The 19610-nt window shown below is 60.4% G+C and carries 17 protein-coding genes; 4 read left to right on the forward strand and 13 right to left on the reverse strand.

The genetic code is table 11. From position 1 onward, the window contains the following. Window positions 1-2 precede the first annotated feature (2 nt). The 5 genes from gabD to RLCC275e_RS26450 all read right to left on the reverse strand — a co-directional run bounded on the left by gabD (window position 3) and on the right by RLCC275e_RS26450 (window position 5950). Window positions 3-1457, reverse strand: a complete 1455-nt coding sequence (gene gabD, locus RLCC275e_RS26430) for an NADP-dependent succinate-semialdehyde dehydrogenase (RefSeq protein WP_003554876.1) — start codon at window positions 1455-1457, stop codon at window positions 3-5. A 23-nt stretch (window positions 1458-1480) separates the two neighbouring features. Beyond that, window positions 1481-2896 carry a pyridoxal phosphate-dependent decarboxylase family protein gene (locus tag RLCC275e_RS26435; RefSeq protein ID WP_003554874.1) on the reverse strand — a complete coding sequence of 472 codons (1416 nt, stop codon included), beginning with the start codon at window positions 2894-2896 and terminating at the stop codon, window positions 1481-1483. An 81-nt stretch (window positions 2897-2977) separates the two neighbouring features. Further along, window positions 2978-3958 carry a 3,4-dihydroxyphenylacetate 2,3-dioxygenase gene (hpaD, locus tag RLCC275e_RS26440; RefSeq protein WP_033184541.1) on the reverse strand — a complete coding sequence of 327 codons (981 nt, stop codon included), beginning with the start codon at window positions 3956-3958 and terminating at the stop codon, window positions 2978-2980. 38 nt (window positions 3959-3996) lie between these two features. Continuing rightward, window positions 3997-5514: a 5-carboxymethyl-2-hydroxymuconate semialdehyde dehydrogenase gene (hpaE, locus tag RLCC275e_RS26445; RefSeq protein ID WP_003554870.1), complete on the reverse strand. Its 1518-nt coding sequence runs from the start codon at window positions 5512-5514 to the stop codon at window positions 3997-3999. 43 nt (window positions 5515-5557) lie between these two features. Continuing rightward, entirely contained in the window at window positions 5558-5950 is a 393-nt protein-coding gene (locus tag RLCC275e_RS26450) for a 5-carboxymethyl-2-hydroxymuconate Delta-isomerase (RefSeq protein ID WP_003554869.1), read from the reverse strand. 118 nt (window positions 5951-6068) lie between these two features. Between RLCC275e_RS26450 and hpaR the strand changes: the two genes are divergently transcribed. Next, window positions 6069-6542 (forward strand): homoprotocatechuate degradation operon regulator HpaR, encoded by a 474-nt coding sequence (gene hpaR / locus RLCC275e_RS26455; protein WP_003554866.1) that lies wholly within the window; start codon window positions 6069-6071, stop codon window positions 6540-6542. Between the two features lie 14 nt (window positions 6543-6556). Here hpaR and RLCC275e_RS26460 read toward each other — a convergent pair whose 3' ends face one another. From RLCC275e_RS26460 to RLCC275e_RS26485, 6 genes are read right to left on the reverse strand one after another with little or no spacing between them, the layout of a single operon-like run. Further along, the gene (locus tag RLCC275e_RS26460) at window positions 6557-7564 is read right to left on the reverse strand and encodes a phosphotransferase enzyme family protein (RefSeq protein WP_033184549.1); all 1008 of its coding nucleotides are present in this window, start codon (window positions 7562-7564) and stop codon (window positions 6557-6559) included. Window positions 7565-7572: 8 nt separating this feature from the next. Further along, window positions 7573-8856, reverse strand: a complete 1284-nt coding sequence (locus tag RLCC275e_RS26465) for an aspartate aminotransferase family protein (protein WP_003554863.1) — start codon at window positions 8854-8856, stop codon at window positions 7573-7575. A gap of 1 nt (window position 8857) precedes the next feature. Next, window positions 8858-10219 (reverse strand): aspartate aminotransferase family protein, encoded by a 1362-nt coding sequence (locus RLCC275e_RS26470; RefSeq protein WP_003554861.1) that lies wholly within the window; start codon window positions 10217-10219, stop codon window positions 8858-8860. Window positions 10220-10236: 17 nt separating this feature from the next. Then, window positions 10237-10887, reverse strand: a complete 651-nt coding sequence (locus RLCC275e_RS26475; protein WP_003554859.1) for an HAD family hydrolase — start codon at window positions 10885-10887, stop codon at window positions 10237-10239. Next, window positions 10884-12155: a Tm-1-like ATP-binding domain-containing protein gene (locus RLCC275e_RS26480; RefSeq protein WP_033184539.1), complete on the reverse strand. Its 1272-nt coding sequence runs from the start codon at window positions 12153-12155 to the stop codon at window positions 10884-10886. Before RLCC275e_RS26480 ends, RLCC275e_RS26475 begins: the two co-directional genes overlap by 4 nt. Window positions 12156-12166: 11 nt before the next feature. Continuing rightward, a complete protein-coding gene (locus RLCC275e_RS26485; RefSeq protein ID WP_033184538.1) occupies window positions 12167-12940 on the reverse strand; it encodes an IclR family transcriptional regulator in 774 nt (257 codons plus the stop codon). 322 nt (window positions 12941-13262) lie between these two features. Between RLCC275e_RS26485 and RLCC275e_RS26490 the strand changes: the two genes are divergently transcribed. Further along, window positions 13263-14714 (forward strand): APC family permease, encoded by a 1452-nt coding sequence (locus RLCC275e_RS26490; protein WP_033184537.1) that lies wholly within the window; start codon window positions 13263-13265, stop codon window positions 14712-14714. 58 nt (window positions 14715-14772) lie between these two features. Further along, window positions 14773-16251 (forward strand): aldehyde dehydrogenase, encoded by a 1479-nt coding sequence (locus RLCC275e_RS26495; RefSeq protein ID WP_033184536.1) that lies wholly within the window; start codon window positions 14773-14775, stop codon window positions 16249-16251. A 121-nt stretch (window positions 16252-16372) separates the two neighbouring features. Here the strand turns inward: RLCC275e_RS26495 and RLCC275e_RS26500 are convergent, their stop codons facing one another. Together RLCC275e_RS26500 and RLCC275e_RS26505 are read right to left on the reverse strand one after the other, a co-directional pair. Next, window positions 16373-16885, reverse strand: coding sequence for a flavin reductase (locus RLCC275e_RS26500; protein ID WP_003550320.1), 513 nt, complete (start codon window positions 16883-16885; stop codon window positions 16373-16375). A gap of 9 nt (window positions 16886-16894) precedes the next feature. Continuing rightward, window positions 16895-18457 carry a 4-hydroxyphenylacetate 3-hydroxylase N-terminal domain-containing protein gene (locus RLCC275e_RS26505; protein ID WP_003554853.1) on the reverse strand — a complete coding sequence of 521 codons (1563 nt, stop codon included), beginning with the start codon at window positions 18455-18457 and terminating at the stop codon, window positions 16895-16897. Window positions 18458-18510: 53 nt separating this feature from the next. Between RLCC275e_RS26505 and RLCC275e_RS26510 the strand changes: the two genes are divergently transcribed. Beyond that, entirely contained in the window at window positions 18511-19446 is a 936-nt protein-coding gene (locus RLCC275e_RS26510; RefSeq protein ID WP_050516893.1) for a helix-turn-helix domain-containing protein, read from the forward strand. Window positions 19447-19610 lie beyond the last annotated feature (164 nt).

Consider the following 19610-nt stretch of genomic DNA (forward strand, 5'->3'; position numbering starts at 1 on the left):
GTTCAGCCGATGCCGCCGAGGCAGACATATTTGATTTCGGTGAATTCCTCGATGCCGTATTTCGAGCCCTCGCGGCCAAGACCCGACAGTTTGACGCCGCCAAACGGCGCTTCCGCCGTCGAAATCAGCCCGGTGTTGACCCCGACCATGCCGTACTCCAGTGCCTCGGCGACACGAAACACCCGAGCCAGATCCTTGGCGTAGAAGTAGGAGGCGAGGCCGAACTCGGTGTCGTTCGCCTGCTCGATGACGTCGGCCTCGTCCTTGAAACGGAACAGCGGCGCCAGCGGCCCGAAGGTTTCTTCGCGCGCCACCGCCATGTCCTTGGTGACGTCGCCCAGGATGGTCGCTTCGAAGAATGTGCCACCAAGCGCATGTGGCTTGCCACCCTGCAGGATGCGCGCACCCTTGCCCAAGGCATCGGCGATATGCTCCTCGACCTTGGCAAGGGCTGCCTTGTCGATCAGCGGTCCGAGGATGACGCCTTCGTCAAAGCCGTTGCCGGTTTTCAGCTTGCCGACGGCCGCCACCAGCTTTTCTGCAAAGGCGTCATAGACGCCGTCCTGTACGTAGACCCGGTTGGCGCAAACACAGGTCTGGCCGTTGTTGCGGTATTTGGCAATCAGTGCGCCTTCGACCGCAGCATCGAGATCGGCATCGTCGAAGACAATAAACGGTGCATTGCCGCCGAGTTCCAGACCGAGTTTCTTGATGGTCGGGGCGCTCTGCTTGTAGAGCTCGGTGCCGATTTCGGTGGAGCCGGTGAATGTCAGCTTGCGCACGACTGGATTCGAGCTCATTTCGGCGCCGATGGCCGCGGCCGAGCCGGTGATGACGCTGAAAAGGCCCTTTGGCAGGCCGGCGCGTTCGGCGAGAATCGCAATCGCGATCGCCGAAAACGGTGTCTGAGAGGCGGGCTTCAAGACCAGGGCGCAGCCGGCGGCGAAGGCCGGGCCCGCCTTGCGGGTGATCATCGCGTTTGGGAAATTCCACGGCGTGATCGCCGCAACAACACCGATGGGCTGCTTCATCACCATGATGCGCTTGTCGGGCTGGTGGCCGGGGATCAAGTCGCCATAGATGCGACGACCCTCCTCGGCGAACCATTCGATGAAGCTTGCGCCATAGACGATTTCGCCAGTCGCCTCGGCCAGCGGCTTGCCCTGTTCGAGCGTCAGGATGCGGCCGAGGTCTTCCTTGTTCTCGATCATCAGATCGAACCATTTACGAAGGACGGCGCAGCGGTCCTTCGCGGTGCGGGCAGCCCAACCCTTCTGCGCCAGGCGGGCGGCCTCGATGGCCGTCCTGGTCTCGGCGGCACCAAGCTTTGGCACGAGACCGATGATCTCACCGGTCGCCGGGTTGTTCACCTCGATCGCGTTTTTCGGATCCGCCTCGATCCACATCTCGCCGACAAGTGCTGCTTGGCGGAATAGCGAAGGGTCTTTCAGAAGCATTGTGTTGGTCCTGTCTTTAGAGTCTAGCCAGCGTTCGGCATTCTCGCCGCGACTTCGGAAATGACGTCAAAGGCGGTGTCGACGTCACTTTCCGTCATCTCGAACTGACCCGCCTGAAAGCGGATCGCTACCTGACCGTCCACCCGGGTTTGGGTCAGATAGATGCGACCGTCGTCATTGATCGCGTTCACCAAAGCAAGGTTATGGGCGTCGAGATCTTTTGCGCCAAGGTGACGGAATGAAAACAGCGAAAAGGCTGGCTCGGTGACGATCTCGAAATTGTCGCCAGCACGTAGGCGTTCGCAGAGTTTTGCAGACCAGTCCACGTGGTTGCGGATCATTGTTCTCAGGCCGTCCAGTCCGTGAAACCGCAATAAAAACCATAACTTCAGAGCCCGGAAGCGGCGGCCGAGCGGAACCGTCCATTCCGAATAGTTGATGATGCCGTCGCGACCATGGGTTTTCAGATATTCCGGCTGAATGGCAAGCGTGCGCACGAGGTCGGCTGGATTTCGAATGAAATGGGCCGAACAATCGAACTGCGCGCCCAGCCATTTGTGCGGGTTGAAGACCACGGAATCTGCCTCTTGGACACCCGCCCACAAATGGCGGAATTCTTCGCAGATCATCGCCGATCCTGCCCAAGCCGCATCGACATGGACATAGAGGCCGTGTCGACGAGCGATCCGCACCACATCGGCAATGTCGTCGCAGGCACCGGTGCTCGTGCCGCCCGTGCAGGCGATGATGCCGGCCGGCACATACCCGGCCTCCATGTCTTTTACGATTGCCGCTTCCAAGGCGTCGCAGTCCATGCCCCGCAATGCGCCGCGAGCGGGAATACGCACGAGATTATTCTCGCCGATGCCGGATACCCAGATCGCCCGGTCTATGGACGTGTGCACCTGATCAGAAGAATAAATGCGTAGTTGCGGATTTCCGCTAAGGCCCGCCTTGTTTCCATTCCAGTCGAGGGCGCGTTCGCGCATGACGAGCACCGCCGAAAGCGTGGCAGAGGAGGCAGAGTCCTGAATGACGCCGGCAAAACCCTCTGGCAGTCCGATCGCCTGTCGCAGCCAATCGAGAACTCTTGTCTCAAGCTCGGTAGCAGCCGGAGAGGTTTGCCAGAGCATGCATTGCGCCGCCATTGCCGTCACAAGATATTCCGCAACGACCGACACGGGCGCCGCGTTGGCAGGAAAATAAGCAAAAAAGCGCGGATGTTGCCAATGCGTCATCCCTGGCAGGATGATATTTTCGAAATCGGCAAAGATGGCGTCCATGTCTTCGCCGGTTTGCGGTGGCTGCATCGGCAACCGCGCGGCGATCTCACCGGGCGCGGTCTGCGCACGCACAGGCCTGTCACGAAGAGATGCCCTATAGGCGACGCCCCAGTCCGCGGCCTTGCGCGACCATTCGGCAAAATCTGTCCCGTTCATTGATCGCTCCGCTAGGATCAATTTACACGTCTGACCGCGGTTTCGGCCGCGATCAGAACAAATGAGTATTCTGCCTGCCGGTCAGGGCGCGACGATCGGCTGGGCCTTGAGGATCGAATCTACCACACGGGCGCCAGCAAACAGGCTTCCTTCCTCGAACCAGGATTTCGGCGCGGGAGCACCCCATAGCGTCTGGCGCTGCGGATCCTTGAGATCCCATTTGATCGGTTCCAGGTCGGGATCGACCGTCTGATAATCCGAGCAATAGATCTCGATGCGGTGGCCATCGGGATCGCGGATGTAGAGGAAGAAGGCATTGGATATGCCGTGCCGGCCGGGTCCGCGCTCGATATTGGGCAGCCAACCGGTGGTCGCCATCAAATCGAGCAGGTCGATGATATTGAGCGGCGTCGGAACCCAGAACGCGGTGTGATGCAAACGTGGACCGCGACCATTGGTAAACGCAATGTCGTGGACGCCACCCTTGCGGTGCGTCCATGCAGCCCAGAGCTTGCCGGTCTCCTCGTCGGCGGTGTATTCCGTCACCCGGAAGCCGATCTCATTGTAGAAGGCGACGCTTTCGTCGACATTCGGTGAGAAGCAGTTGAAGTGATCGATTCGAAGCGGTTTCACGCCTCTGTAGAGGGCATATTTCTGGTGGATCGGCGGCAGGCGATCCATCTTGGAATAGAATTCCAGCGGAATGCCGTGCGGATCGCGCGTGCGGAACGTGCGCGACTGGTAGGGCCGCTCGACCCATTCGACCGGAAGGCCCTTGCCCTTGAAGAAATGCTCCGCCTTATTGAGGTCCTCGTCGGAGAACACCTTGAAGCCGAGATCGCGTGCTTCGGCAGCGGCTTCTTTCTTCAGGACGATGCAGTGATGCCCTCGTTCCTCGAGCGCACGCAGATAGATCGTGTCGGCCGTCTCGTCGGTCACCTGCAAGCCGAGCGTGTCGACGTAGAAGGCTCGCGATTTCGCAAGATCGGTCACGGCAAGTTCGACATGGCTGAGGCGCACGATGTTAAAAGGCGGACAAAGATTGGGTGTGGGCAGGGGCATGGGGTTCTCCTCCAAATTCAATAGGATGTACGGTGCACTCAGCCGCCGAGTTTCTGGATCGCATGCGCCTTGGTGGCGAAAGCAACGTTCTTGGTCTCCATGTAGAAATCGAAGGACCAATCGCCGCCGTCACGGCCGATGCCGGAGTTCTTGACGCCGCCGAAAGGGGTCGGCAGATGGCGAACGTTTTCCGAGTTCACCCAGATCATCCCGGCTTCCAGGGCATCGGTGAAGCGGAAGGCGCGGGTGACGTCCGAAGTCCAGAGGTAGCCGGTGAGGCCATATTGCACGTCGTTGGCAAGCGCCAGCGCATCGTCCTCGTCCTTGAAGGCGATCGCGGTCAGAACCGGTCCGAAGATTTCTTCCTGCGCGATACGCATTTGGTTGTTGGCGCCGGTGAAGAGAGTGGGGGATACGTAACATCCGCCACCCGGTCCTTCGAATTTCGTGCCGCCAGCGGCAACCGTCGCGCCGCCGGCTTTGCCGATCTGGATATACTCCAGGACCTTCTTTTCGTGCACGGGGTGGATCAGCGGACCGACCACAGTTTCTGGATCAAGGGGGTGGCCGACCTTGATGCGCTTGGCCTTCTCGGCGACCATCGCCGTGAAGCGGTCGTAGATGTTTTCCTCCACCAGCAAGCGGGAAGACGAGGTGCAGCGCTCGCCATTCAGCGAATAGATCATGAAGACGGCAGCATCGGCGGCACGTTCAAGGTCTGCATCGGCAAAAACGATCACGGGATTCTTGCCGCCGAGTTCGAAATGTACCCGCTTCAGCGTGTCGGCGCCTTGTTTCATGATCATCGAGCCGGTGCGGCTTTCGCCGACGAAGCCGATCGCTCTGATGGCGGGATGCTCGGTCAGCGCCTTGCCGGCGTCCTCGCCGAGGCCGTTGACGAGATTCCAGACACCCTTCGGCAAGCCCGCCTCTTCGGCGATCTCGACCAACAGCCGTGCCGTCAGCGGTGAAAACTCCGCCGGCTTGTGGACGATCGTGCAGCCGGCAGCGAGCGCCGGTGCTATCTTCCAGGTCGACAGCATGAAGGGTGTATTCCATGGCGTAATGACGCCCACTGGTCCGATCGGTGCACGGCTGGTGAAGTTGACTTGACCATCCGCACGCAGCGTTTTGCCGTCACGGGCTTCCACGGCGCGGTCAGCGAAGAAGCGGAAGTTCTCGGCTCCGCGAAGGGCTGCCTTCGCCATGAATTTCAGCGATTGACCGGTATCCATGCATTCGACGAACGCGATCTCTTCGGAACGCGCTACGATCGCGTCGGCAATCTTATGAAGAAGTTTCTTGCGCGCGTCGCCCGACATCGCGGCCCAGGCAGGAAAGGCAGCTTTTGCGGCTTGTGCCGCCCGGTCCACATCCGCTGCCTTGCCGTGTGCCACCTTTGCCAAGACCTTCAGATCGACCGGAGAGATGATGTCGAACGTGGTGCCATCGGCTGCAGGGATTGCTTCGCCAGCGATATGGTTCAGGACGCCGTCTTTACGAAAGCGAGCCAAATAGGCTTCGGCCTTTGCGATGTTTTCTTCCAGTGTCGACATGCTTTTCTCCGATGTGTCCTGCTTGCGGTCAATCACTGCGGCGCTAACCGTCTGTCTTGCGCAGGCGCGGGTGGATGGCGTTTTTCTTCCAGCTTAGCGCCGGGTCGATTTCGCGGATTTCGAGGGTGAGGGCGAAGTGCGGCGTCTCGAACAGCTTGCGGAGGTGTTCCGTGACGGCGGTGAAGATCGCTTCGCCGGTCCTACGCTTGTCCTCCTGGCTACGACCTTCGCCAATACGAAAGGACATATCGATGAAGGCGTTTTCATCGAGCAGATCGGCAATCGCATAGGCTTCGCACCGGATGGCGCGCACCCGCACGGCACCGGTCTCGAACAGACCCGTGCCGAGAATCTCGGCGTGGACAACACGGCACAGCGCGTCGAAGTCCACTTTTCCGTCGAGATTAGCCGAATAATCCATGGTGAAATGCGGCATCGTTCCTCCCCGCGCCACGACCTCAGTATATTTAACATGTTAAATATTTTGTCGGCTCTGTCAAGGGCATCGTGCCGGCCACGTTGCGCGGTTCAAGAAATTGATCCATAGAACCCTTATGACCAAACAATCCCCTGACGATAACGGCATCATGCAGGATGCCCTGCTGCCCCGCGATACGCGCCGCTCGCTGCCGATTGCGTTGCTTCGGGCGCGTGAAGCGGTGATGGGGCACTTCCGGCCCATGCTGGCGCTGCATGATGTGACGGAACAGCAATGGCGCGTCATTCGCATTCTGGCAGAGGCCGGAACACTGGATGCATCGGAGATGGCGGAACGGGCCTTTATTCTTGCTCCGAGCTTGACGCGGATCATTCGCTCTCTCGAGGAGCGCGGCGTCATCACCAAGAGCAAGGATGCTGAAGACGGCCGCCGGATACTGTTGCAGATCACAGCCGCAGGGCTGAAAATCATCAACGAGGTCAGTCCCGACAGCCGGACGATTTATACTGCGCTTGAGCAGCGGTTCGGCCGCGAGCGCATCGATACCTTGCTCGACATGCTCGACGAACTGGCGACGCTGAACAAATAGCACGGCCTCCGCTCCTATCTGCTGGCGCCGAGGCCATCTGCCAGCGCCAGAGCGTCGGCTACATAGCGCTGAAGCCGCTCTGCCGCATCCGGCGCGTCAATTCGCTGACCGATCCAGCCGATATACGTGATGCTGCGCAGAACCATGAAGAGTGGCAGGGTTTCAATGGCGCTGTCCGGCAGCGACCGCACGCCGCGATATCCCTCGATCAACGCTGCTTTGATGAGTTCGTAGTGCGGCTCGTCGCGATTCTTGAACAAGGCTGTGGCGAGGTCGAACATTCGCCAGCCGTAGCCGGCATCGTCAAAGTCGATCAATTCGACATGATCGCCGTCTATGAGCACGTTTTCCCGAACGAGATCGGCATGGATGAGACCATAGTCGAGATGGCGGAGTGCATCGGTTTTCTCCCGCAGCAAAAGCCTGAGATTCGATAATTGCATCGCCTGATTCGGCGACAGTCCCGCACAATCCCAGAATCGGCCCCAAAGCGGCTGCCTGCCAAGCAAACCGTTGCCGTCCCATGCCGGGCGGCGGAAGTTGGCCGGTGGTCTCCAGGCATCGGTGGCGGTGTGCAGCCGGGCCATGGCTTCGCCCAGCAAGCGGAAAATCACGACGAGGCGCTCACTGGAATGCACGAGAAGGACGCCCGATTGGCCGAGTGGGCTGCCGGTCATCCAGCTGACGATGTCGGCGTATTGGTCACCGAACTCAGGATTTGCGTCAAGCGCAACGATTTGGCGTCCATCCGGCGTGGAAACTGGTGCCGGAACGCGCAAGCCGGCCTCGCGCAAGGCTGCCATCCAGGAGAGTTCCGAAACCAAAGCAATTTCGTTGCGATAGCCGGGCCGGTGCAGCCGCAGGGCTGCAGGCTCGCCGTTCCTGAGCGTCACCCGGAACACCGCATTCTCCCGGTATTTCAGGAGCTGGGGTGTCTGGGCGCCCAACTCCCAGCTGCCAAGGGCTTCGCATGCGCGCGCACTCAGCGCCTTCATGAAAGGGATGGATTCATGTTCCGACATGGCCACCGTCACAATCCGGACAAAACGTCGTCGAGCGTGGAAAGCATCAAATCGGCATTCTCCTTCGAAAATGGCATGGGTGGTCGGATCTTGGTCGCGCATTGATGCACCCCGATCTTGCCCATTAGGACGCCGCGCGCCCGCATGTCATTGATGACCTTCGTGGCGATGTCCGGCGCTGGGGTCTTTTTCTCACGGTCGAGAACCAGCTCCGCCCCGAAGAACAGGCCGCTGCCACGCACGTTGCCGATGACGTCATGTTTTTTGGATAGGCGTTTGAGGCCGTCTTGCGCATAGGCGCCGACGGCACGGGCGTTTTCCATCAGCCCTTCATCTTCGATCACGTCGAGGACCGCCAGGGCCGCAGCACAGGAAACCGGATTGCCGCCAAAGGTATTGAAATAGCGAAAGGCCTTGCGGAAGGCGTTCAGCGTGTCGGCATTGGCGACGACGCCGCCGACCGGATGGCCGTTGGCCATCGGCTTGCCGAGCGTCACCACGTCGGGCACGAAGCCTGCGCGCTGGTGGCCCCACATATGGCCGCCAGTGCGCCCGAAACCCGGCTGCACCTCGTCGGATATGACAAGCCCTCCCGCCTTGTGCACGGCAGTGATTGCCTTGTCGAGAAAGCCCGTCGGCAGGTCGGGAAATCCCTCATTGGCAAAGAACGGGCAGATGATGAGCGCCGAAAAGCCGTGCGGGCTGCTCTGCAGCGAGGCGATCGCCTTTTCCACTTCAGCGGCGAAAGCCTCCGCAAAGGCTTCGCCGGGCATACCACCCAGCGGCCGATAGCTGTCGGGCGCCGGCACGTGGCGGACATGGCCGCCGAAGCCGCCGACCGGGGGCATGCGGGTAGAGAGCTGCGACACGGCCGCGGTATTGCCGTGGTAGGTATGGTTGGTCGCGATAACACCGGTCTTTCCCGTAACCGCCTGCGCCATACGCAACGCGATGTCGTTAGCTTCACTGCCGGTGCAGGTCATGATCGCAGTATCGAGGCTCTTGTCGAATGTCATCGTCAGCCGCTCGACATAGTCGAGGATGCCTTCATGCAGATAGCGCGTGTGGGTATTCAACGTCGACGCTTGCCGGGTGATCGCGTCGACCACGCGTGGGTGGCAGTGGCCGACGTGCGGCACATTGTTGTAGCAATCGAGATATTTCCGGCCGTCGGCATCCCACAGCCAGACACCTTCTCCACGCACCAGTTGCACGGGTTCGTCATAAAAGGTGGACATGTTTCGGCCAAGAAGGCGCTCGCGACGGGCGAGAAGTGCTGCGTTTTCCGCCATGTCATTTGCCTCCCGCGGCAGCTGTCAGGCCTGCCTCGAGTGCGGCGAGGATCCGATCTACACCGGCCGTGGTGATGATAAGCGGCGGCGAGATGATCACGTTGGAGCCGGAGGTACGCACCATCACGCCGGCGTCGTAGGCCGCGTCTTGCAGGCGCTGGACCACATCCTTCGGCGCGCCAGTCTTTGCCGCGCGATCCGTCACCAGTTCCAGCGCGCACATCAGCCCTTTGCCGCGCACGTCGCCGATCAGTTCGTGTTTTTCCTTCAGTCTGTTCAGACCGGCCAGCAGTTCGTTGCCGCGCGCGCCTGCATTGGCGGCCACGTTGAGGCGCTTGGTTTCCTTGAGTGTCGCCAGCGCCGCCGCTGCACCCACAGGGTGGCCGGAATAGGTGTAGCCATGGCCGATGGTGCCGACGGTGTTCTTGTTGGCCTCGAAGGCTTCCGCGATCTTGTCGGAAATCATTACGGCACCGAAGGGATAATAGCCGTTGGTAATCGCCTTGGCGGTCGACATCAGGTCGGGCCTGGTGCCCCACAGGCGTGATCCCGTCCAGGCGCCGGTGCGACCAAAGGCCGTGATAACCTCGTCGGCGATCAGAAGAATGCCGTTCTTGTCGCAGATGGCACGCATTAGCGGCATGAAGGTTTCGTGCGGCACCATGATGCCGCCGGCACCCAGAACTGGCTCCATGATGAAGGCGGCGATCGTATCGGCGCCCTGGAAGGCGATCTCGTCTTCGAACTGACGACCGATGGCCGCGGCGATTTCCGCCGGATCGTCGGTGCCGAAGGGATTGCGGTAGCCATAGGGAGCCGCCAGGTGCGAAACGCCCGGGAGCAGCGGCTCGTAGTTGCGACGGTTGTTGGCATTGCCGTTGACGGAGGCGCCGCCGAAATGGGTCCCATGATAGCCTTTCTTCAGCGCCACGAATTTGGTGCGCTCCGGCTGGCCGTTGACCTTGTGGTATTGGCGGGCAAGCCGCAGGCAGGTCTCCACCGAATCCGAACCGCCGGAAGTGAAGAAGGATCGGCTGAGGCCGTCTTCCTTGAACCACTCAGCCAGTTCGTAAGACAGTTCGATCAGCGGCGGATTGGTGGTGCCGCGAAAGGCGGAATAATAAGGGAGTTCCTCGAGCTGGTCACGGATGGCCTGTTTGATCGGATCGCAGGAATAGCCGAGGTTGACGTTCCAGAGCCCCCCGACGCCATCGAGCACCGTCTTGCCGTCGATATCGGTGATTTCGACACCGGAAGCCGCCCTGATGATGCGCGGCGGATTGGCCAACATGTCGGCGGGGTGCGCCATCGGGTGCCAGACATGACGGGCGTTGTTTTCGGTCAGAAAATTGGTTTCGCGCATATCGCAGTCCTCTTCGTTCAAAGTCCAAGCATGGAAAGGGCGCGGGCATAGCCGTCCGCGGGCCGGGTAACGTCGAAATGGACGTTGGGAAGCTTGACGACGTCGGCGCCCTCAATGTTCTTCAACTGATCGTCGACGAAGACGCAGGCTTCGCGCGGAAGCCCGACCTCGGCGATCACCTGTTCATAGGCGCGCGCATCCGGTTTCAGGATCTTGGTGTAGGTGGCATCGACGATAACGTCGAAGAGATCGATCAGCGGGAAACGCTTGCGAAATTCGACACCGTAGAAAAGATCAAGTTCATTCGAAAGGATGGCGAGCCGCAGGCCGGCGGCCTTGGCGCGGGTGATGGCGTCTGCCGCCTCCGGACGCAGCACGAGATCGGCATCGGCGCCGCGCGCCCGCTGGACGAAGGTCTTCATGTCGGTCCAATCCTCACCGACCAGCCGGCCGACTTCCGCGGTCCGTGTCATCCAGTAGTCGCGTTCGGTGATCTCACGGTTCTGCATCGCTACCCAAAGTGGATCGGTCGTCGTGTCGAACGGACCGCGCCAGGTGAGTGTGCCAGCGGCAAGGCCAAGCGCCCGCTCGGTGACGTCGTGCGTTTCGAACAGCGTGCGGGTGACGACGCCGCCGAAATCGAGAATGAGTGCGCGATCACCTGTCATGGCCTGCCTTCCGGGATGATGCCCTGTGCAACCCACGCATCGAATACGGCAAGGGCTTTTGTGGAGAATTGGGAGGAGTTGATGTGGCCATCGACCTCATGCAAGTCGACGGATTGGGGGAGGGCCCGGCGCATCGCGTCGATAAAGGCTGAAAGGCCTTCCGGATCATGCAGTGGTTCGCCCAGCTGGTCCCACTCCTGAATGCCTGCAAGCGGCAGGATCAGGGCGACCGGCGCCTGCGCGCCGCCAAGTTTTTCTCCGATCAGCGCAGCCGTCGCCCGGCGTCCTTCCGGCGAGGTGGTGACCGAGCCGATCAGCCGGTTGTGTGCGTGATAAGGTCGGTCGGCAAGTGCCGCCGGCAGCGGCTGCCACGCGGGCAGGTCAACCATATCGACGGCGCCGGGCGCAACGATCTGCGGTATGCCTGCGCGGCCCGCATTTTCCATGCGGTCCGGACCGGAGGTGACCACGGTGCCATTCTGGTGGTTGACGACTTCCTGCATGCAGAAGTCGAACACCGCGGCAAAGCCTTTCTGCGAGGCGATCGCCTCGAAGGCCCGTCCGCCCATGCCGGTCGAGTGGAATACTGCGACCTCATAGCCGCGTTTTTCGAGTTCCGGCTTCAAGTGTTTCATGTATTTGAGGCAGGTGGAACCGAGGGAGGTCATTCCGATCAACGGCCGCTCCGCCTTGGGCTTCACGCAGGAACGGGCGGCCCCGACGACGGCACCGCAGGCCTGGGAAAGCACGGCGCGGCAGATGTCGTTCAATCCGTAAAGTCCGCCGGCCCAAAGTATCATCATCAAGTCCGGGGCGATGCGCTCCGGCGGCACGAGATGCGAATAGGCAATCGTCGAGACCACGAATTTGGGAACGCCGAGCGGCAGGGCAGCTGCCACGTCAAGCGCGAGGTCCGTGCCCATCGAGCCGCCGAGAACAATGATGCCATCGGCCTTTCCGGTCGCATGCAAAGTTCCGACGAGAGCCGCAGCGCCGGTTGACATCAGCCTCATCGCTGAATTTTCGTCGCCGCTGCCGATGATCGCTTCGATCGATGTTCCCGCCGATTTGGCGATGTCGTGCCGGGAATAATCAGGCGTATAAGGCGGATCTGACAGGATACTGACGTCGACCATAATCGGTTTTGCGCCAGCATCGCGGATGATGCCCGCCATGAACTGAAGCTCGTCGGACTTGGTGTCGCCGGTTCCAATCACAAGGATGCTGGGTGGACGTGATTGTTCTGGCGAAGGCTCTGCTGGGCTCATTCAACCGATCCTCATGTTTGCGTTTTTGTTCCCGAAGGCCGCTCCGGCCCGTAGTATTTTTCTGAGATGCGTTTGGCTGTGTCGACGACGGCTGCGCCGAAGTTTGCCAGAGTGGCTGTGCGCGCGCGCGCCAGCGGCGCCGCGATGGTGACTGAGCCGATCGGTTGACCGGCCGGCGAAAGAATGGGAGCTCCGGTGCTGACGACGCCGACCTCGAGACCCTGGCTGCTGATCGAAAATCCGCGCGCGACCGTTTCGTCTATCATTTTGCGGACGGCGGCCGGATCGGTCACGGTGTGCTCGGTAAAAGCGTCCAGTGGCTGCAACAGGGCCGACTCGATGTAATTTTTTTCGGAGAAGGCCAGATAGGCGAGGCCCGACGCCGTAGCGTGGAAAGGCAGGCGCGTGCCGATCTCGACGATGACCCGGTGCGCGCGCGGTGAGTCCTCGACGTGGATCGTTGAAAGTGTGCTGCCGCTGAATTCGGCGAGATGAACAGTTTCCTCAGACTTTTCAGCGAGCTCCCTTACGAAGGGGATGGCGACCCGCAGGAACGGAAAGCGCGCCTCACGAATCCGCGCCAGGCGAACCGGCGCTGAACCGATCCTGTATCTGCGCGTCTCCGGATCCTGCTCAACGAAGCCATGCTTTTCCAATTCGACAAGCAGGCGGCGGGCCGTCGCCTTGTCGAGGTCGCAGAGACGGGCGATATCGGTCAATCCCGCTTCGTGGTTGAGTTGCGACAGGCTGTCCAGCAAGGACAGTGCTTTTCCGACGGTGCTCATGCGGTCTCCTCTTTTTGTCCGGTCGCCGTTCGATACCGGTCGGTGTTACGGGCACCTGTCTGGGTCATCACCGTCGATGTCCGGCCCTCCATGCCGGCCAAACTACTTAACATGCGAAATAACTTGACAGGTGTAGCCGTTATTTGCAAGTCTATATTTGAAGCAGTGGTTCAATATATGAACCATATGCGCTGACCTGCGCGCGGCCAAGAGCAAAAGAAAAAACGCGGCAGATTAGTCCGGTTCGAAATGACGGCGGTTTGGGAGGATGCGTTTTCCCGGAGCGCAATCGGATAGTTGCAACAAGGGGAACTTGAGCAAAATGGACAATCAATTCTCAACAGGCGCAGATGAAAACCAGCTGCGCAAGAACAGTCTCGGCGTCGGCGCCGTGACATTTCTGGTGGTTTCGGCCGCAGCGCCGCTGACGGCGGTCGCCGGCGGTGTGCCTCTGTCGATGATGCTCGGCAATGGGCCGGGCATCCCGCTGACCTTTCTGCTGGTTACGGCGATCCTCGTACTGTTTGCGGTCGGCTACGTCGCCATGGCGCGCCACATCCGCAATGCCGGTGCCTTTTATGCGTATACCGCGCAGGGTCTCGGCGGCATGATGGGCGGTGCAGCCGCCCTCATCGCCATCCTTGCCTACAATGCCATGCAGATTGGCGTTTTCGGTCTCTTCGGTGCGGCAACCGCAGGGTTCTTCGCGGGCATCGGCCTTGAATTGCCATGGTGGGTCTGGACCTATATCGGCATCGCCGTCGTCGCGGTCTTCGGCTATCGGCGCGTTGATCTGTCGGCCAAGATATTGACGGTCCTCGTCATTCTTGAATATGTCGTCGTGCTGGTCATCGACGCCGCTATCTTGCTCAAGGGCGGTGACAGCGGCATCTCGGCCGTACCCTTCACGCCCGCCGCCTTCATGAGCGGAACGCCGGCAATCGGCATTCTCTTCTGCTTTGCAGCGTTCATCGGCTTCGAAGCCACCACGATATACAGCGAGGAAGCCCGCGAGCCGCACAAGACCGTGCCGCGCGCGACCTATATCTCTGTCCTTATTATCGGCCTCTTCTACATGCTCACCTCATGGCTGATGGTCAACGGCGCCGGCGCCGACAAGCTCGTTCCCGAACTGCAGGGCCTGGCCGATCCTACGACCTTCCTCTTCGGGCTTGCCGAACGCTATGTCGGTCACTGGATCGTCCCGGTCATGAACGTACTCTTCATCACCAGCCTGTTTGCCGGCGTGCTCGCCTTCCACAATGGCGTTGCCCGCTACATGTATGTCGCCGGCCGCGAAGGTCTGCTGCCGAAGTCTGTTGGTGTCACCCACCCTGTCTTCCAGAGCCCGCATGTCGGTTCGGTGATCCAGACGATTGTCGCCGCTCTCGTCATCGCGCTCTTCGCCTTTACGGGGCAGGATCCCGTGCTTGCCCTCTTTTCGTGGCTCACCAATGTCGGCACGCTTGCCATCATTCTGCTGATGGCCTTCACCGCATTCGCCATCGTCGCCTTCTTCAGCCGCAATCCTGGCCTTGAGGGCAACGTTCTGGTGACCAAGATCTTGCCGGTGATCACCGGCATCATCCTGCTGGGACTAGTCTACTATATCACGGTGAATTTCGGCGCGATCGCCGGCGCAAGCGGTGTGCTCGCCGTGCTTCTGCCGGGGCTGGTGGTGATTGCCGCCATTGTCGGCTTGATGGCAGCTGCCCGTCTGAAGTCGGAAGATGCTGCCGGTTTTGCCCGGCTCGGCGCCGGACAGGAAGCCTGACATAAATGGATCATGATGGCGGACGCCGGTCCGCCATCTCTTTCGTGAGGAGATTGAGATGCAGGACAAGATCGACCGCCTCCGCTCGAGCGTCGTCTCGCCGCAATCGCTGTTCATTGGCGGCGAGTGGCGTACACCTTTAAGCGGCGCGACAATGGATGTCATCTCGCCGATCGACGGATCGAAATTGACGACTATCGGCGATGCCGGGGCGGCGGATGTCGATCTCGCCGTTAGGGCTGCGCGCGCCGCTTTCGAGAAGGGAGCGTGGTCGAAGGCAGCTCCCGGCGAGCGCAAGAAAATCCTGTTCCGGATCGCCGAACTGATCGAGCGTGACGCGCTGGAAATGGCGGTTCTCGGCGTGCGCGACAACGGTACGGAAATCAGTATGGCCCTGAAAGCCGAGCCCGGCAGCGCCGCCGCCACCTTCCGCTATTACGCCGAAGCCCTCGACAAGGTCTACGGCGAAATTGCACCCACCTCCGAAAGCGTTCTCGGCCTCATTCACCGCGAGCCCGTCGGCGTCGTCGCCGCTATCGTGCCGTGGAATTTCCCGATGATGATCGGCGCCTGGAAGATCGCGCCGGCGCTGGCAGCCGGCAACTCGGTGGTGCTGAAGCCCGCCGAAGGCGCATCGCTCAGCCTTCTGAAACTGGCGGCGCTGTGTGCTGAAGCCGGCTTGCCGGAGGGAGTGCTCAATGTTGTCACCGGCCGCGGCACGGTCGCCGGCGAGGCGATCGGCCTGCATGGCGATATCGATGTTCTCGTTTTCACCGGCTCCGGCAGCGTCGGCCGCCGGCTGCTCGAATATTCGGCGCGCTCCAACCTGAAGCGGGTCTATCTCGAACTGGGCGGCAAATCGCCCAACATCGTCTTCGCCGATGCGCCGGACCTCGAACAGGCCGCCAAGGTCTCGGCATTCGGCATCTTCAGAAACTCGGGACAGGTCTGCGTTGCCGGGTCGAGACTCCTGGTCGAGCGGTCGATCCACGAAGCCTTCGCAGAACGGATTTCAGCTATTGCCGGGAGGATAAAGGTTGGTGATCCGCTGTTGCTCTCGACGGACTCCGGCGCCATCTCCAGCGAGATACAGCTCGAGAAGGACCTCGGTTTCGCTGATCAGGCGTTGTCCGAAGGTGCAAGACTGAGAACCGGCGGCGGGCGCATTCTTCAAGACACCGGCGGGTTCTACATGCAGCCAACCGTGTTCGAGGTGACGCCGCAGATGACGCTGGCCAAAGAGGAGGTTTTCGGGCCGATCCTCTCCATCATTCCCTTCGATGACGAGACGGATGCGCTTAACATTGCCAATGCCACACCCTATGGCCTCGCTTCAGCCGTGTGGACCAGCAACCTGTCTCGCGCCCATCGCATGGTGCAGGGGGTCAAGGCCGGCGTCGTCCACGTCAATACCTATGGCGGCGCCGACAACACCGTGCCGCTCGGCGGCATCCGCCAGTCGGGCAACGGCCACGACAAGTCGCTACACGCCATGGATAAGTATCACAATCTGAAGACGGCGTGGATCCAGCTCTAGCTTAGTCGAACACTTTGCTGAGAGCAGGGGTCGCAGTTGAAATTTGGGACGCATCTGAAGTTAAAGCTTCCGCGCGCAGCCCATTCGCTGTCAGCAGCAACGCGGCTGACAGCGAATACCTTCAACCTCCGAAGCTGCCAATTTGCGTCGGGACATGAACGTAATTCCGGTCAAAATACAGTAACGCATTGCCATCGGGGCGGGATCGGATGCCGGCGATCCGCCCGATGAAAATGTGATGGCTGCCGACAAGTCTTGCCTCAGACAGCTCGCAATCAAATGAGACGATCGCATCCGCGAGAGCATCCGTACCTGAAGGCATTGCGACCCAATCCGCAGAGGCGTAACGCGCCTCCATATCGGCGGTTGCTCCGGCGAATTTCCCGGCTAGCTCTCTGTGGTCGTGACTTAATACGTTCACGCAAAACCGGTGGTTTTCCAGAAACAGTGCAGTTTGGGCGGATCGGCTATTCATGCAGACGAGCAGCGTCGGCGGCTCATCCGTGACGCTGCACATGGCCGTGGCGGTGAACCCGCCGCGACCGGCGGGACCATTGGTGGTGATGACGTTGACCGGCGCGCAAACGCGCGCCATGGCGTTGCGGAACTCGGTTTTGGAAAAGGCCTCCTCCATGGTCGCCTCCTATTCAGCAGCGGACTTGAACTGGTCTGCATTGCCGATCGGCGGCAACCAGGTATCGCCGGTCCAGCCGTTCTCGTCGTAGTCGCTCATGCAGGTATCGACCAAGGCCTCCATTTCGCGCAACCGTCCGCCACGCTCGGCCCCCTTCAGCACCTGAAGCCGGACTTCTTCCGGCGCTCCGGCATAGTTCAATTCGTAGAGCGCATGCCGTCCGCCGAACTCGGTTCCGGTTGCGTCCCACAACAGCTTCATGATCTTGATGCGTTCGATATGGCCCATGTCGTTGGAGCCGCGCACATACTGGCCGAGATAGCGGTCGATCTCCGGATTGCCGAAATCCTTGGCCGAGGACGGCAAATAGATCAATCCCGAGGCGACGACCTTGCGGACTGTCTCGATGACGCGAGGATAGGCTTCCGACATGAAAGTGCGATAGGCGAGAGCCGCTTCCAGGTTGGGCAGCACTGCGCCGTTCGCCCAGGGGATCGGATTGTAGGCCATGGCGTTGGAGAAGCTCCAGAACATATGGCGCAACGCGATGGCTTCACCAAGTGCGGCCTGATTGCCGCGAAAGGCATCGCCGCCGGTCGCCCGCAAAGCCTTGGCGAGCAGACCCGCCAGGAAGTCGAGTTTGACGGCGAAACGCGTGCAACCCTGGAAGCAGTAGCCGTGCATGAAGCCGGAAGCGGGATGGAAGGACAGGATCTTCGGCGCATCGCGCAGGACCAGCACGTCCTCCCAGGGGATGAAGACGTTGTCCAGAACCAGGATGGCATCGTTCTCATCGAAGCGGGAAGAGAGCGGGTAGTCGAACGGCGTGCCGACACGATTTGCCGTTTCCTCATAGGAGACGCGGCAGAACATCTTGATGCCGGGCGCATTCATCGGGACGATGAACATCACCGACAGCGACGGGTCTTCCGTGACCGTCGCCGAGCTCTGTGCCAGGAAATTGTAGTGCGTCAGAGCAGAGGACGTCGCCACCACCTTGGCGCCCGAGACGTAGATGCCGGCGTCGGTTTCCTTGGTGATATGAACGAATACGTCTTTTACGGCATCCGCCGGCTTGTGGCGGTCGATCGGTGGGTTCACGATCGCGTGGTTCATGAAGAGAGCCGCTTCCTGGGCACGCTTGTGCCAGGCGAGTGCGTTGTCCTTGAAGGGACCGTACCAGTCGGCATTGGCGCCCAGCGTATTCATCAATGCTGCTTTGTAGTCGGCGGTTCGGCCCATCCATCCATAGGACATGCGGGCCCAGTCGGCGATCGCACCCTGTTGAGCGACGAGATCGGCGGAGGACTTTGCAACACGGAAATATTTGTGGGTGTAGCCCCCAGAGCCGGTGTCGGTGGGCGATGTCAACCGTTCCTTGGTCTTTTCCGCATGTAGCGCATCGTAAAGCCTGGCGAGCGAGCGGGCGGAATTGCGCATCGAGGGATGCACGGTCACGTCCTTGACACGCTCACCATTGATGTACACCTCCCGCCCGTCACGCAGGGATGCCAGATATTCCTCACCGGTGAAGGGCCGCTTGGTATCGGCCCGGAAATCTTCTGATCGCATGTCGTCCTCCCTTGATGTGAGACAAATGCTAGTCCTTGCGTTCGCCTCCCACCATGGACAGAATAGGGAAATCACTTGTACTTTTTACGGCGGCCAGCATGAACGACATCGTCCCAAGTTTCTTTGTCTACGGCGAACCGGATCGCCCTTTGGAGATCGGGTTTCTTCATGTCGAAACGGTGATGGCGCGCGCAAATCTCCATTTCGGCCAGGTTCGAGCCCATAAGCATGATCGGATGATGCAGGTCACTTTCTGGACCAGCGGCAACGGATCCTATTTCATAGAAGATCAACGTTTGGACTTTTTGGCACCTGCCGTCAGCTTTGTGCCGAGCGGCGTCATCCACGGCTTCAACGTCGATCCGCTTGTTTCAGACGCGGTCGTCGTGTCGATCGCAGACAGTCTGCTGCCGTCGATCGCCGGTCAGACAACGCTGCCGCTGGATCGCCCGGTGATGGTGACGGGGCAGGGCGCGGAAGCGTTCTGGGAGAGGCTTCGGCGGACCATGCAACTAATTCTGGAGGAGTACTCCGAGGGGAGAGGCCAGGCCGATACGATCCTTTCACCATTGGTTGCCGCCATGCTGACCCAGATCGGACGCCTGGCGTCCGACGCGCCGATGCTGGCACAATCGCCACAACGCCTGCTTGCTGGTGACCTTCGACGGCTGATCGACCGGCATTTTCGTGAGAACTGGCCCGTTGCGCGCTACGTTTCGAGCCTCGGCACCACGCCGCATCTTCTTGCCAAGGCCGGGCACATGGCTTTCGGCCAGGGCGTCAAGGACATGATCGCCGAGCGCCGCCTGCTCGAGGCCAAACGGCTGTTGCTTTTCACCATCCGATCGCTCGAGGACATAGCTTACGAGGTGGGCTTGAAGGATGCCGCTTATTTTTCGCGCTTTTTCCGCGCGCAGACCGGTATGCCGCCCAGTGAATGGCGGCGGCAAAACATAGCTGGTGAGAGGAGTCGGGATAACGGCTTCTAGTTAACATGTGAAATATATTGACAGGGCGATCGATCTTCGCCACTCTTTCAGTTTACCGGTCTCAGGTGTTGCCGCCTTTTTGCGCTTGTGGGAGAGTCGCGCGAGACGGACATGTCGTTGACTGACACTGTTGGGAGGCAGAGTTGGAGCTCTTGAACAATCAG

The sequence above is a fragment of the Rhizobium brockwellii genome (assembly GCF_000769405.2).
In the GTDB taxonomy this organism is placed as follows: Bacteria; Pseudomonadota; Alphaproteobacteria; order Rhizobiales; family Rhizobiaceae; genus Rhizobium; species Rhizobium brockwellii.

What these genes read in the sequence shown, in the direction of transcription:
- gabD (WP_003554876.1), bottom strand. Translation starts at nt 1,457, where the DNA reads ATGCTTCTGAAAGACCCTTCGCTATTCCGCCAAGCAGCACTTGTCGGC.
- RLCC275e_RS26435 (WP_003554874.1), bottom strand. Translation starts at nt 2,896, where the DNA reads ATGAACGGGACAGATTTTGCCGAATGGTCGCGCAAGGCCGCGGACTGG.
- hpaD (WP_033184541.1), bottom strand. Translation starts at nt 3,958, where the DNA reads ATGCCCCTGCCCACACCCAATCTTTGTCCGCCTTTTAACATCGTGCGC.
- hpaE (WP_003554870.1), bottom strand. Translation starts at nt 5,514, where the DNA reads ATGTCGACACTGGAAGAAAACATCGCAAAGGCCGAAGCCTATTTGGCT.
- RLCC275e_RS26450 (WP_003554869.1), bottom strand. Translation starts at nt 5,950, where the DNA reads ATGCCGCATTTCACCATGGATTATTCGGCTAATCTCGACGGAAAAGTG.
- hpaR (WP_003554866.1), top strand. Translation starts at nt 6,069, where the DNA reads ATGACCAAACAATCCCCTGACGATAACGGCATCATGCAGGATGCCCTG.
- RLCC275e_RS26460 (WP_033184549.1), bottom strand. Translation starts at nt 7,564, where the DNA reads ATGTCGGAACATGAATCCATCCCTTTCATGAAGGCGCTGAGTGCGCGC.
- RLCC275e_RS26465 (WP_003554863.1), bottom strand. Translation starts at nt 8,856, where the DNA reads ATGGCGGAAAACGCAGCACTTCTCGCCCGTCGCGAGCGCCTTCTTGGC.
- RLCC275e_RS26470 (WP_003554861.1), bottom strand. Translation starts at nt 10,219, where the DNA reads ATGCGCGAAACCAATTTTCTGACCGAAAACAACGCCCGTCATGTCTGG.
- RLCC275e_RS26475 (WP_003554859.1), bottom strand. Translation starts at nt 10,887, where the DNA reads ATGACAGGTGATCGCGCACTCATTCTCGATTTCGGCGGCGTCGTCACC.
- RLCC275e_RS26480 (WP_033184539.1), bottom strand. Translation starts at nt 12,155, where the DNA reads ATGAGCCCAGCAGAGCCTTCGCCAGAACAATCACGTCCACCCAGCATC.
- RLCC275e_RS26485 (WP_033184538.1), bottom strand. Translation starts at nt 12,940, where the DNA reads ATGAGCACCGTCGGAAAAGCACTGTCCTTGCTGGACAGCCTGTCGCAA.
- RLCC275e_RS26490 (WP_033184537.1), top strand. Translation starts at nt 13,263, where the DNA reads ATGGACAATCAATTCTCAACAGGCGCAGATGAAAACCAGCTGCGCAAG.
- RLCC275e_RS26495 (WP_033184536.1), top strand. Translation starts at nt 14,773, where the DNA reads ATGCAGGACAAGATCGACCGCCTCCGCTCGAGCGTCGTCTCGCCGCAA.
- RLCC275e_RS26500 (WP_003550320.1), bottom strand. Translation starts at nt 16,885, where the DNA reads ATGGAGGAGGCCTTTTCCAAAACCGAGTTCCGCAACGCCATGGCGCGC.
- RLCC275e_RS26505 (WP_003554853.1), bottom strand. Translation starts at nt 18,457, where the DNA reads ATGCGATCAGAAGATTTCCGGGCCGATACCAAGCGGCCCTTCACCGGT.
- RLCC275e_RS26510 (WP_050516893.1), top strand. Translation starts at nt 18,511, where the DNA reads ATGGACAGAATAGGGAAATCACTTGTACTTTTTACGGCGGCCAGCATG.